Source organism: Gottfriedia sp. OAE603, assembly GCF_040543965.1.
Classification (GTDB): Bacteria; Bacillota; Bacilli; order Bacillales; family Bacillaceae_G; genus Gottfriedia; species Gottfriedia solisilvae.
The window spans coordinates 2214468-2226753 of sequence record NZ_JBEUNN010000001.1 but is presented as its reverse complement, the minus strand read 5'-3'; the positions used below and the strand labels follow the sequence as shown (position 1 = coordinate 2226753).

The 12286-nt window shown below is 30.8% G+C and carries 16 protein-coding genes; 6 read left to right on the top strand and 10 right to left on the bottom strand.

Annotated elements, in window-relative coordinates; all coding sequences use genetic code 11:
• Position 1: 1 nt before the first annotated feature.
• The 5 genes from ABID96_RS11225 to ABID96_RS11205 all read left to right on the top strand — a co-directional run bounded on the left by ABID96_RS11225 (position 2) and on the right by ABID96_RS11205 (position 4508).
• Positions 2–814: a basic amino acid ABC transporter substrate-binding protein gene (locus ABID96_RS11225; RefSeq protein WP_192602130.1), complete on the top strand. Its 813-nt coding sequence runs from the start codon at positions 2–4 to the stop codon at positions 812–814.
• A gap of 65 nt (positions 815–879) precedes the next feature.
• Complete coding sequence (locus ABID96_RS11220) at positions 880–1536, top strand: amino acid ABC transporter permease (protein WP_192602129.1); 657 nt, start codon at positions 880–882, stop codon at positions 1534–1536.
• On the top strand, positions 1533–2255 hold the full coding sequence (locus ABID96_RS11215) for an amino acid ABC transporter ATP-binding protein (protein WP_192602128.1): 723 nt from the start codon (positions 1533–1535) through the stop codon (positions 2253–2255). The genes ABID96_RS11220 and ABID96_RS11215 overlap by 4 nt, the downstream gene beginning before the upstream one ends.
• A 271-nt stretch (positions 2256–2526) precedes the next feature.
• Positions 2527–3435, top strand: coding sequence for a hydroxymethylglutaryl-CoA lyase (locus ABID96_RS11210; RefSeq protein ID WP_192602127.1), 909 nt, complete (start codon positions 2527–2529; stop codon positions 3433–3435).
• Positions 3436–3728: 293 nt separating this feature from the next.
• Positions 3729–4508 (top strand): undecaprenyl-diphosphate phosphatase, encoded by a 780-nt coding sequence (locus ABID96_RS11205; RefSeq protein ID WP_087997731.1) that lies wholly within the window; start codon positions 3729–3731, stop codon positions 4506–4508.
• Here the strand turns inward: ABID96_RS11205 and ABID96_RS11200 are convergent.
• The 3 genes from ABID96_RS11200 to sleB all read right to left on the bottom strand — a co-directional run bounded on the left by ABID96_RS11200 (position 4505) and on the right by sleB (position 7244).
• Positions 4505–5023: a hypothetical protein gene (locus ABID96_RS11200; protein WP_192602126.1), complete on the bottom strand. Its 519-nt coding sequence runs from the start codon at positions 5021–5023 to the stop codon at positions 4505–4507. The two genes, ABID96_RS11205 and ABID96_RS11200, sit on opposite strands and share 4 nt — an antisense overlap.
• A 138-nt stretch (positions 5024–5161) precedes the next feature.
• Positions 5162–6475, bottom strand: a complete 1314-nt coding sequence (ypeB, locus tag ABID96_RS11195; protein ID WP_192602125.1) for a germination protein YpeB — start codon at positions 6473–6475, stop codon at positions 5162–5164.
• 19 nt (positions 6476–6494) lie between these two features.
• Entirely contained in the window at positions 6495–7244 is a 750-nt protein-coding gene (sleB, locus tag ABID96_RS11190; RefSeq protein WP_483301356.1) for a spore cortex-lytic enzyme, read from the bottom strand.
• 224 nt (positions 7245–7468) lie between these two features.
• Here sleB and ABID96_RS11185 point away from each other — a divergent pair, with 224 nt between their 5' ends.
• Positions 7469–7813, top strand: coding sequence for a DUF3889 domain-containing protein (locus tag ABID96_RS11185; protein ID WP_192602123.1), 345 nt, complete (start codon positions 7469–7471; stop codon positions 7811–7813).
• An 866-nt stretch (positions 7814–8679) separates the two neighbouring features.
• Here ABID96_RS11185 and ABID96_RS11180 read toward each other — a convergent pair.
• From ABID96_RS11180 to ABID96_RS11150, 7 genes are all read right to left on the bottom strand, one after another.
• Complete coding sequence (locus ABID96_RS11180; RefSeq protein ID WP_192604099.1) at positions 8680–8919, bottom strand: hypothetical protein; 240 nt, start codon at positions 8917–8919, stop codon at positions 8680–8682.
• A gap of 135 nt (positions 8920–9054) precedes the next feature.
• Positions 9055–9291 (bottom strand): hypothetical protein, encoded by a 237-nt coding sequence (locus tag ABID96_RS11175; RefSeq protein WP_192604098.1) that lies wholly within the window; start codon positions 9289–9291, stop codon positions 9055–9057.
• 413 nt (positions 9292–9704) lie between these two features.
• Positions 9705–9860 (bottom strand): hypothetical protein, encoded by a 156-nt coding sequence (locus ABID96_RS11170; protein ID WP_192604097.1) that lies wholly within the window; start codon positions 9858–9860, stop codon positions 9705–9707.
• 198 nt (positions 9861–10058) lie between these two features.
• Positions 10059–10241 (bottom strand): hypothetical protein, encoded by a 183-nt coding sequence (locus tag ABID96_RS11165; protein WP_192604096.1) that lies wholly within the window; start codon positions 10239–10241, stop codon positions 10059–10061.
• A gap of 38 nt (positions 10242–10279) precedes the next feature.
• The gene (locus ABID96_RS11160) at positions 10280–10495 is read right to left on the bottom strand and encodes a hypothetical protein (protein ID WP_192604095.1); all 216 of its coding nucleotides are present in this window, start codon (positions 10493–10495) and stop codon (positions 10280–10282) included.
• 1244 nt (positions 10496–11739) lie between these two features.
• Positions 11740–11946: a hypothetical protein gene (locus ABID96_RS11155; RefSeq protein ID WP_192604094.1), complete on the bottom strand. Its 207-nt coding sequence runs from the start codon at positions 11944–11946 to the stop codon at positions 11740–11742.
• A 149-nt stretch (positions 11947–12095) separates the two neighbouring features.
• The gene (locus ABID96_RS11150; protein WP_192604093.1) at positions 12096–12272 is read right to left on the bottom strand and encodes a hypothetical protein; all 177 of its coding nucleotides are present in this window, start codon (positions 12270–12272) and stop codon (positions 12096–12098) included.
• Positions 12273–12286: the final 14 nt, after the last annotated feature.

Sequence of the window (12286 nt, the reverse complement as noted above, 5' to 3'; positions counted from 1 at the left end):
AATGAGGAACTTTAAAAAAATGTCTTTTGCTTTTGCTGTTTCAACAGCACTGATTCTATCTGCTTGCGGAAAAGATTCAAAAACAAGTGGTACTGAAAATCAAAAACCTTTAAGAGTTGTTACAGATGCTGCTTATGCACCATTTGAATATCTTGATAAAGGTAAAATCGTCGGATTCGATGTTGATTTTACAAACGCAGTTGCAAAAGAAGCTGGGTTGAAAATTGATATTGTAAACGTTGGTTGGGACCCATTATTCGCAGAAGTTGGAGACAAGCTAGCTGATATTGGAATGTCCTCTATTACAATCAATGATGATCGTAAAATTAAATATGATTTTACTGTTCCTTACTTCCTTTCAACAAATAAGATTTTAGTACCTGAAGGCAGTGATATCCAATCTGCAGAAGATCTTAAAGGGAAAGTCGTAGCAGTACAAAATGGAACAACTGGTCAAGAAGCAGTTGAATCATTATTAGGTAAAAACAGTAAGGATGTTAAAAAATTCGAAAATAACAATCTAGCAATTCTTGAATTAAAAAGTGGCGGAGCAGATGCTGTAGTTGCTGATAATGCAGTAGTAGAAACATATGCAAAAAATAATCCGAATGAAAAATTAGTTGTAATTGAAGATAAAGATAGCTTTGCTGCAGAGTTTTACGGCTTAATGTTACCTAAAGGAAGTAAATATAAAGAGAAATTAGATAAAGCAGTAAAAGAAGTTGTTGAGAATGGCACTTATGAAGAAATTTATAAAGAACATTTTGGTACTGAACCTGATCTTGAAACGTTAAAAGCTGAACAAAATAAATAGAAATCTAAAAATTGCGTAACCTCACCTGTGTTACGCAATTTTAGATAGTTGGGGGAAGAATTTAGATGGGATTTAATTGGGATGTAATCGTAGAATATTTGCCATTTTTCTGGAAAGGTACTTTATTAACAATTGCCCTATCTTTAGCGGGAATCGTATTAGGTACAATTATTGGTTTATTTATCGGATTAGGAAAAATGCAATCGAATAAATGGTTAGCTTTACCATTTGTATGGTATATCAACTTCTTCCGAGGAACACCATTATTCGTTCAAATTCTATTAATTCATTTTGGTGTAGTACCTTACTTTATAGGAGAGACGAATCCAATTGCCGCTGCAATTATCGCATTATCTTTAAACGCTGCAGCGTATATTGCTGAAATTTTCCGAGCAGGTATCCAGTCAATTGATAAGGGACAAATGGAAGCTTCTAGATCACTTGGTATGACACATGTACAAGCCATGAGATATGTAATCTTACCTCAAGCGATTAAAAGAATGATTCCACCACTTGGTAATGAATTTGTTGTATTAATCAAGGAGTCTTCTATTGCTGCAATTATCGCAACACCAGAAATCATGTATTGGAGCCGTGCAATGAATGGTCAATACTATATTGTTTGGGAGCCATATTTAATGGCAGCATTCATTTACTTAATATTAACGTTATCGTTAAGCGCAGTATTAAATCGTATTGAAAGAAGGCTGACAACAGGATGATAAAAGTAGATAAATTAAAAAAATCATTTGGTGCGTTAGAAGTTTTAAAAGATATAAGTATTACGATTAAACATAAAGAAGTAGTCGTTGTCATCGGGCCTTCTGGTTCTGGTAAATCAACTTTTCTACGATGTTTAAATATATTAGAGACGATTACTGATGGTAGTGTGTTAATTGAAGGTGTTGATATTACAGATAAGAAAACGAATATAAACAAAATTCGTACAGAAGTTGGTATGGTATTTCAACACTTTAATTTATTTCCTCATCTTACAGTATTAGAAAATATTATGTTAGCACCAACAAAAGTTCGAAATACTTCAAAGGAAGCTGCAAAAGAAAAAGCTTTAGCGCTTTTAAAGAAAGTTGGACTAGCAGATAAAGCTAGCATTTATCCAGATTCATTATCAGGTGGTCAAAAACAGCGTGTTGCGATAGCAAGAGCTCTTGCTATGGAACCAAAAATTATGTTATTTGATGAACCTACTTCAGCACTTGATCCAGAAATGGTAGGCGAAGTATTAGAAGTAATGAAGCAGCTAGCAAAAGAAGGTATGACGATGGTTATCGTTACGCATGAAATGGGATTCGCTCGTGAAGTCGGAGATCGTGTCATATTTATGGATCAAGGCTATATTGTTGAAGAAAACGAACCGGTACAAATTTTCGATTTTCCAAAGCATGAACGTACGAAGAGTTTCTTAAGTAAAGTTTTATAATTATAATTTTAAAAGATTATTAGTTTAAGGGAGGCCACAAAAGTGGTCTTCTTTTTTTGTATCCTAATGTTAGAAAATATATTAATAGCAGTTAAACATGAGAATTTCCTTCATTTTCATAATTTACTAGAATTGTAATATCATAAAATTCCATTTTCTCACTTATATTAAAGGAAGAGTATTTGAAACAAGACTTTGTATCTGCAGTCATTAGAAGTAGTGTAATAGTTCTGTTTTTAATTCAAAATTTCTAATTTAGGAGTAGATACTATTGAAGCTTCCACAAGCTGTCGTTTTAAATGAGATTGGACCAAGATTACAATTACAAAATAACCTACACTTAACCAATGAACAAAAACTCAATTGGATTCATTTACTTGCCGAAAGTGGTGTACCTAATATTGAAGTGTCTTCCTTTATAAGGACAAATGCTAAAAAAGATTACAATGATGCAGCGGAATTAGTTTTAAAGCTAAAAAAGAAAGAAAGCTGCCATTACAGCGTCTTAATCCCTAATAAGCGCGGATTGACAAGAGCTTTTGTTGTTGATGCAGATCAAGTAAATATGTTTATCTCTAGTAGTGAAACTTATAATCATTTTACAAAAGAAACGACTATTCAACAAACTGTTCAAGAAATAAAGAAAATGGTAAATGAGTGTAAAGACCATAAGAAAAGTACTAGAGTCTATATTACAACCGTATTTGGTTGCCCATTTGAAGGGAATATAAGTATTCAAAAAACAATTAAATTAGCTAATCAACTTTTAGACATTGCTATTGATGAAATCTCCTTTGTAGATTCCGTTGGTAAGGCCACTCCTCCACAAATTCAACTATTCTTAGAAGATTTATTGAAAACAGTCCCATCAGATCGTTGTTCAATGCAGTTTTATAATACTTACGGTCGTGCAATTTCAAATGTTTATACATCTTTGGCTTATGGAATTCATCGCTTTGATAGCTCAAATGGAGGTTATGGTGGACTATTTCCTTCAAATGAAAAAAATCAGATGGTCGCAACAGAGGATATTTTATCATTATTGACCCAACTAGGAATCTTTACGTCAATTGATGAACAAAGACTTCAACATGCTACTCAGTACATCGTGAACGAATTAACAATAGATCCAACTAGTAAACTATTTTCAGTCATGAAAAACAAAAAGCATCCGAAATGATGCTTTCAGACTGTTGAGAAACGCTCATTTTCTTCGTCGTTTCGCCTGTCTGCGGTGCTCATTACCGTCTATGGTAACTCCGCTCCTCACCAATCTTCACGCCTCGAAAGACAAGCGTTTTCAATCAGTCTAAATATCTATTTTTTAGACATTGCTACATACAGAAGCATTTGAAATGATGCTTATTTAAAAGGGAATGAATCGTTTATAGATACACAAAATAAATGAGTTTTGGACAAGATTACTTAATCCCAGCATATACTTTACTAGTTTAGTTGAAAGGGGAAACGTAAATGTCTAGTATTGAAGCATTTATTTTAGGAATAATCCAAGGACTTACTGAATTTCTTCCAATCAGTAGTACAGGTCATTTGTATATTGGGCGACATTTATTTGGACTTGATGAAGCGGGGTTATTATTAGATACACTTATGCATATTGGTACGTTATTAGCGGTGTTTGTATTTTATCAAAATGAATGGAAGCAGCTAATCAAGAAACCATTTTCTAAATTAACGTTATTGTTAGTTGTCGGTACATTACCTGCTGTAGTCGTTGGTTTATTATTTAAAGACTTCTTTGATGCAATTTCAGTTTCTGGAAAAACAATAGGCTGGGAATTTATTTTTACTGGCATTATTTTGTTTATTGCAGATAAAAAGCGAAAGGGTACAAAAACAATGGAAGAGTTAACTTGGAAAGATGCACTATTTATTGGTTCATTCCAAGCACTTGCCATTTTTCCAGCAGTATCACGCTCCGGGCTTACAATTGCCGCTGCATTGTTTAAAGGGATGGAGCGGAAAAGTGCAGCATATTTTTCGTTCTTACTTTCAACTCCAGCAATTCTTGGTGGAATCATTTTACAAGGTAAAGATGTATTAGGAGGCAAGGTAGAGCAAATATCATTTTTCCCACTTTTTATTGGTACATTAGCTTCTGCTTTATTTGGATATCTAGCAATTAACTGGATGATCAACTTATTAAAGAAACAATCACTTAATGTATTTGGTTATTATGTTGTCATCCTTGGCGTTAGTATAGTGATTCTTCAATATTTACACGTGTTTTAATCAATTTCATTTTTCAATTGAATAAACTCATTTACATGATGGCGGATATAATTACTGATTGAGCTTGTTGTTTGTTGTGATAGCTTTTGGGCTGCATTAAATGAAGATACGACCATTGACTGCAAAACAAGATCTTTCTTTAAAAGTGAAAGTGATGGATTTTCACCATCTATATCCCATGATTGTATATGAGAGATAAACTGTTCTAAATGTGGAATCATTGCTTGATCATTAAAGAATTTTAGTGCCTTCTTAAGCTCTGTCCATGCATTTCTAAACATTAATAAATGTACTGTCCACCAATAAAACTCTTCTTTAGAGCTTAATGCATGCTTAAAATAAACGGTATACATAAATAGTGCTTGTTGTCCTTTGGAAAGATTTCTATAATGAGACTCTGTAAAGTCTATTCCTTTAGATTGTTTATAAGCAAGGATAGAAGGTTCTATACAAGCCCAACATAAATCAGCATCACTTAATGAATTGAATTTAATTTTAGATAATGTAACGAACATGAAACCACACTCCTCAATGTATATTGTACTGTTAATATAGATATGGAATGATTTGTTTTTCCTACATATGAGAAAATTGAGTTACGTAAAGTAGAAAAAGATGCTTAGAGCATATGACCTCTAAGCATCTTTTTAAGTTTATAATTTCTTAACTTTTTCCTCACCACCAGTCAATGCGTTTACATAAATATCATAAGTATCATTGTCTAAAGTACCAATAAATTCATAACATAGTACTTCTTTATTAAAGTCATTTAGAAGGATCGCTAATCTTTCCTCTTGTACTTTTACATTTGGATTAACTTTTTTGCGTGCCTGTACTTTTGTTAATTTAGGTGTTGGTATGTTGCGTTTATGGTTTGAAACTACGTAAGATTTCGCATTAAAACCGATAACTTTCCCATTATCCAACGCAACTTTTAGTTGGATTGATTCAGGGTATATACGAACATCATTAACAGTTTTAACAAATTGAAATACGCCAATTGTATCGTATTGAGTGCTATCGTATATTTCCATATCCATATATTTTTGTTTCTTTAAGTAATTTGCGCCACTTTTACCAGCATCTTCAAGACTAATTTGCTGCTTTTTAATATCTCTATTCGTAATAAAAAATAATGGGTGACCACCCGTTTCAGTTATTTCCATATAAGAATCAGCTTTTGGATTTTTATGATCCATTGAAACAGAATAGAAGGGCTCACTACTTCCATCTAAACTCTTATTTACAGCAATATCTTTATAATTTTTAATAGGGAAGTAGGATTTTGCGATTTTTTTCGCTTCACTCTCTGTGATTTTTTTACCTTTAAGCTCTTTTAACTCTTTTGACTGCTCAGGTCCAGTAGTGAAGGTAGGTCCAAAATCTTGATCAACTGTCGATTTGGTTTGCTCAACATGTTTAAAACCATTGATAATCACATTATCTCTTGGCGCTTCTTTTTCAGCGGATACAGTCTGTACATCAATCCAACTTAGGTTATTATCTATAATATCGGACTGAACATTCCGAAGACCATCTTGAACACTTTCTGATTTTTTATAGATGGCTTTAAGGGTGTTATATTCTTCATCAGTTAACGGTTCTTTTTCTAAGTCCCGAACTGCTGTTCTGTAACTGAAATTTGCTATTTTCGTTAAAAAAGCTTGTGTTTTATCAAAGGGTAAAAATTTCAATGGTAATTGTGCGATATCTGATTTGGACTCAATCGATAATCTCCATACATCTGCAAGTGCAGGGGATAGGGAGGCCTTAGAATTCATCGCAAGTGTTGCACCGATCTTATCATGTAATAAATCAACATCATAAGTTAATTCATTAAATGCTCTTTGATAACTATTTTCTGCTTGATTATTCATTTCTTGAAGATCACGATGTCTTGTATATCCCCAGTAGCCTGTACCAATTAAGGCGACAGACAAAGCTCCAATTATGATAGCGTTTTTCATACATACACCTCAATTTAGTTTATTTGCAAAAAATATGTTCACCAATCGTTAAGATTTTAGGACGATTTCGAATCCATTTATTTGTTGCAGTTTTAGGATTATAGTAATAAATACATCCAGTAGTTGGATCCCAGCCATTGATTGCATCAAGTACTGCTTTTTTAGCGTTAGCATTGGGTGTTAAGTTAATTTGACCATCTGCAACTGCTGTGAATGCACCAGGCTGATAAATGATACCAGAAATTGAATTTGGGAAAGATGAACTGCTTAGGCGATTTAAAATAACCGCTGCTACTGCGACTTGACCAATATAAGGTTCGCCACGAGATTCACCATAAACAGCATTTGCCATCAATTTTATATCATTGTTTGTATAACCATTCGGCGCGTTTTCCACTTGTTTCTTATTATTATTATTTTTATTTGAGCTATTACTCGTTTTCGTTATTTTACTGACGATATTGTTAGATTGCTTAGTATTCGTATTGGATGCCGTGCCCGAAGCTTTATAATTCTTTGTAGCCTTTACTAATTTTTCTTTTAGCTTAGGTCCAGCTACACCATCAACCTTCATTCCAAATTCCTTCTGGAAAGTCCTTAATGACCAATAAGTACCCCAGCCAAACACGCCATCAACTTTTCCTTTAAAAAAGCCGATAAATTTCAAACGTGACTGAAGCTCTTTTACATCCTGTCCAGTGGATCCTCTAGTCAGTACTTGGCTAGTAAAAGCGTTTACTTCATCTTTAGGTAAATACGTGTTTACCATTAAAAATGACAAGCATATTATGCAAAAGATTATGAAAGCTGCTTTAATTTTATATTTTTTTTGCAAAATAAGTCCTCCTTAAAAAGCATTTAAACTTACTATTTGTAAATAATTTCTTTTTATTAACAGAAACAGTAAAAAATGATATTTTTTGTCGTAGAGATCAGTGAATAGATTAGAGGGAGCAGTTAAATAGTATGGAAAAGAGAAGAGGAGGAGATCAGATGAAAAAACGATTTAAGCTTATCCTTATTTTTTCAGTTTTATTTTCAATCATGTTTAAAATGTCTCCTGTAAATGTAAATGCAACGCCTGTTTATGAACCTCCATATGCAAAATGGGGGAAAATTGCAGTAGAGAAAACAAAGGAGCAATATCCACAAGCAGATATAATTGATTACTTACATATAGGTAGAGAATGGAAATCAACAAATGTAGCGGTAGAGAAGTTTAAATTATGGTTAAGAGTAAAGAGCGGGAATAGAGAATTTGGGGTATTTGTAAATGTAGAATTCGAACCAAGTACAGACCGATATTTAGGTATTTCATATAGAGAGACTGATCGTTAATTATAGTACAGCATACTTACAAATTGTTTTGCAAAAAAATGAATGTAAAATGATCAATATGTAATGTAAAGTTGAATTTAAAACGAAATAAACTGTTAATAAAATTTGTACAGTTATAAAAGAATAAATATAATGGATTAATTAGGTATAAAATTCAGATTAATTAGATTTAGCAAATTAAAATAATATAAGAATCTGGATACGAAAAGATCATCATAAATGATTTGATTAAAGTAATAGCAAAAATGATTGAGATGAATTAAATGATGAACGAATTAAGATATTATGGAATTAGTATCCATAGATAGTAAACAAAGGTATAATAATTGGATTAATAAAAATTAAATTTGAAACCAGATAAAAATCACTATAAATTATAGATTAATTAAATTTAATAAAAAAACTTAAAATCAAATAAAATTCTAATCCGTCTCAAAACTCTAAGAATACTTATGAATTGAGACGGATTTTCTTGTTTTATCATCAACTTCCTATAATATATATTATGTAAACTAATTTCGAGTAGTAGTTTATACATAATAATTTTATATTTAAGTTCGTTTTGGAAATCTAAGTTTTTTTACTTTAATTGCTTAATTGTTTTATTCTCCAAACAAATAATTAACTTAATAAAACGATAGTTTAAGTAAAGATTAATAACCAATTCTGTGTAACTAAATATTACATAGAGTTAATTTCATTCACATATGATGCCCCAAAAAGATACAATGCCCCGTCTTGGTAGTTATCATCAAACCTAGTTCTTAAATAATCGTACAAAAAAATCAACATGCGTGTGACAAAACTAAAAGTATAACCTGCACTTTTAATTGCTAAAACATCTAAAATAATTGATACAATTCTTTTCAAATTAACTCTTGAAATGGAGTTAGATCTATTAATGACCTAATTGCTTTATTTTTAGCATTACCTTTGAAACTAGAAGTTGCTGTCTGAAAAAAGATACTTTCACTTTTTTCATCATTTTTATAATAAGCTATTGCAAAGTATTTCTCCGCAAAAGGTTGTTTAGTAATGATAACTTTAATATCAAGCCCGTTTAATACCATTGTTTCTTCGTATCTATAACTTGCTAATTCAAGCAATTTAAAAAACTCCTTTCAGTCAAAACCACATCATATAAAAAAATATTATATTTTTTAAAAGGCTATCCAATAACAAATTGTTAAATGCAACAACTTATAATATGAAGTGATTTTAATAAAGATAATGTCTCTAGATTAAACTTTAAATAACTTAGGAAGTTCGAAAACTTCTCGTATAATTTTGATTTCTTCTCGATAATTTCGTTCACATTCTTCACACACGTTTAGTTCTTGTATTTGATCAAAAGTAACATCAGATAAACGACACTTACTTTTAAAAAAATCTAAAATTTTTCTTCTATTAAGTTTTAACTGTTTAATATAATTTAAATCAACTTCTTCAATTGAAAGAGAGTTATCCTTTATTTTCACTTTCGTCACGTCCTTTCATCAATTAATTATTCAACAAATGTGGCAAAATACCTCTTTTTCAAATACATATTGTATACAATTTTATTGTAAAACAAAAACACCCACGGAGGTGGATGTTAATAATGTTATGACTTGCTATAAATGACTTGCTATAAATGACTTGACTTACATTATGAAGAAAGGAGTGAATATATTTTTTTTGTATTTCGAATAATAAAATTCCTTCTATAACACATTTTTTACATACAACTAAAATACAATAAATTTTAATAAAAAAGACTAACATGAGTTAGTCTAAATTTATTGGTTAATTTCGAAAGGTGATGCGTCTATTTAACTGGAGACTCAAAATCATATTCAGAAGTTAAAAAAGTTGACACTAATTTTAAGCTAAAGAAATAAAAAAATCACTATTATCTTTCACCAAAAAAATCTCGAGTAGCTTTATCAAAAACATATATTTTTTTATTACTTTTGGATTTTTCACTTTTTAAACCTTGTTCAAGATTACCATTCTTTATTTTATTAAAAACAATCTCTTCTTTTTCTGAATTAGTGCTATGTTCCATAATACCCCACCTCAATCATATTTACTTTATTTTCACCTTAATTGATTTGAAGTATTCAAATGAAAAATAAAAAATAAGCCAACAAAGTGGAGTTCCTTTAAGATTATGATGTAGTAGTTATAACTGTTCAAATACTGTTACTGCATGGTATTAATATATCACATGAAAGTCAATCGAAAAGTACTACAAATGCTACTATTAAGTATTTTCTTTCATTTTACTATTTACATTCTTTATGTGTTGATAACAATATCCAGTTAACTCAGACACTTTTATTAATGAGTATCCTAACTCATCTCTTAAAAATCGAATTCTATCTACTAGTGTAGTCGACTTTTCTAATTTTAATTTAATGTCTAATAAGATATTTATTTTATCCATCAATTAATTCTTTAGTTGCATCAATTTTTTCTACAAGCTTATCCCCTTTTAAAAACTAATTCTTCTAGTGAGTTTGGCACAGGTCCACCAGCCGCACGATCTTTATTGTAGTATTTCAGCGTTTTTTTAATTTTGGTTTTGTTTATTTCAAGATTTCTTAAAAGAAATTTGTATTCTATTTCAAATTCATTTAATTTAAAACGAAGTGCTTCAATGTCATCTGCTATTTCATGAAATTGATTAAATAATCCCAATCGACACACTCCTATCTTGTCAACTAGCTCTCTTTATATCCTAATCATTCAGTTTTTTTAATCGGTGGAACTCTTCAGCTTGGATAATTAACAATTTCAATGATACTTAAGGTTAGTTCTACATAACATATAGTCTAATTTTGTATTTTTAATGATAGCTAACCGTTCTTAGTCAGTAAGTTTACTCATTTCCGTCTATATACTCCTCTCAATTATTTTAAGCGATATATTTCCGATTCAGCCTCCTACAAATCTTATAAAACCAAACTTGTTTCATTTTATTCCCTCCAAGTCCATTTCTCCGACTTCTATAAAACCACCGGAGCTAATTATACTGATTTTGACATATACGAATATCTTTCTATAAACAGGTAATATTAAATAACTGAATACGCACCTGTCATTGCGAATTCATCTCTTTTTCATAGCCTTGTTAACTTACGGTTCCTACACTACGAATAGTTAACAAGGCTTTATTTTAATCACCAGAAATCTTTTAGAAACTCCTTATAAACTTTTTTAGTTACTCTATTCGTCAAAACATAAACGATTGTAAACCAGATAATATAAATTGTTATTGCAATCATTTCTGGTAATAGAACTAACCACCAACTCCAAGAAATAACATCAAATAATTTACAACCTACAAAAATTGTGGTTAATATCTAAAATTCCCAATTAAATTCCTCCTATGATGTATCTACAACTTTATCCATATTCCATGTGAATAACTTATTAAAAATTTGATATACTATTAATGTTGGTAAGGTCATACCAACCTCTCAAAATCGTCCCTGTTAAATCATACCCTATTGGTTTAGCAGGCTTTTTTGTATATCCCATTTATAATTGTAAATACTACAGTTAAGGTATACCTCCGTGTATCCTTCTCTCTTTGTTACCCCTGTTACTAATTTCCCAATGTAACAGGGGTATTTTTGTTTAAAGTATCCAAAATTTGTTTAAACTAGTGCTGTAGCTAAGGAAATTCCCTCTTACTACATTCGATTATTACTCCTGTTTAGTGTTATTGACATTAGCCGTTCACCCATTAAACAGGGGTATTTGTAATTTCAGAAAACGAATGTTGTAATTATATTTGTAATAACTTAATTACACCTGAAGATAACTAGTCTTCCATACTATTTAGATTACTTTTCGAGTAATTTATCTAGAGATTCAATAGAATTGCTATAATAAATAACAAATTATGAACAAAGGTTTTAAATTTTACATATACTTTATTAAGCCTTACCCGTTAGAGGTGATGAAGAAGCTCCTGAATTTCCCAACTGGTTCGGGAGCTTTTTGTCGTTTAATAATTTTTGTGAATAGATTTCGTTAAATCGTATATAAAATTCTTTTGTTTCCTTTTTATTTTCTAAACACTCTTCACACGAACACGCTTTGTATTGTATATCACCTGGATATAATTCAATTACTTTGGCCATTGTATTAACCTTCTTTTATATTTTTCATTCGATAATTTTAAAAGAAGTACTTCACTTCGTAAACAAAAACAACTTGCATAATTATAGACTGAAATAAAAAACCAACAATAATTAACAGATCTTGTCGTGTTATTGTTGGTTTTTTATGCTTATTCAATTGCTTTCCCACATAGGCATGCAATACTATGGTAATCCTTTTCTGGAATCACTAGTTCTCTAAATATAGACTGCCCGCACTCTTCACATTCACTAATATAATAAATTTCACCTGGTTCAGCGTTTTTGTTGTATTCATCGAGTGCATCTATTAATTTAGTATCTAACATTAATGATACCCCCT

Bases quoted from the DNA above. Each gene is read 5' to 3' on its own strand.
- ABID96_RS11150 (WP_192604093.1), bottom strand. From the start codon at position 12,272: ATGTTAGATACTAAATTAATAGATGCACTCGATGAATACAACAAAAAC.
- ABID96_RS11200 (WP_192602126.1), bottom strand. From the start codon at position 5,023: ATGTTCGTTACATTATCTAAAATTAAATTCAATTCATTAAGTGATGCT.
- ABID96_RS11225 (WP_192602130.1), top strand. From the start codon at position 2: ATGAGGAACTTTAAAAAAATGTCTTTTGCTTTTGCTGTTTCAACAGCA.
- ABID96_RS11155 (WP_192604094.1), bottom strand. From the start codon at position 11,946: ATGGCCAAAGTAATTGAATTATATCCAGGTGATATACAATACAAAGCG.
- ABID96_RS11165 (WP_192604096.1), bottom strand. From the start codon at position 10,241: ATGGATAAAATAAATATCTTATTAGACATTAAATTAAAATTAGAAAAG.
- ypeB (WP_192602125.1), bottom strand. From the start codon at position 6,475: ATGAAAAACGCTATCATAATTGGAGCTTTGTCTGTCGCCTTAATTGGT.
- ABID96_RS11205 (WP_087997731.1), top strand. From the start codon at position 3,729: ATGTCTAGTATTGAAGCATTTATTTTAGGAATAATCCAAGGACTTACT.
- ABID96_RS11170 (WP_192604097.1), bottom strand. From the start codon at position 9,860: ATGGAACATAGCACTAATTCAGAAAAAGAAGAGATTGTTTTTAATAAA.
- ABID96_RS11215 (WP_192602128.1), top strand. From the start codon at position 1,533: ATGATAAAAGTAGATAAATTAAAAAAATCATTTGGTGCGTTAGAAGTT.
- ABID96_RS11220 (WP_192602129.1), top strand. From the start codon at position 880: ATGGGATTTAATTGGGATGTAATCGTAGAATATTTGCCATTTTTCTGG.
- ABID96_RS11185 (WP_192602123.1), top strand. From the start codon at position 7,469: ATGAAAAAACGATTTAAGCTTATCCTTATTTTTTCAGTTTTATTTTCA.
- sleB (WP_483301356.1), bottom strand. From the start codon at position 7,244: ATGGTAAACACGTATTTACCTAAAGATGAAGTAAACGCTTTTACTAGC.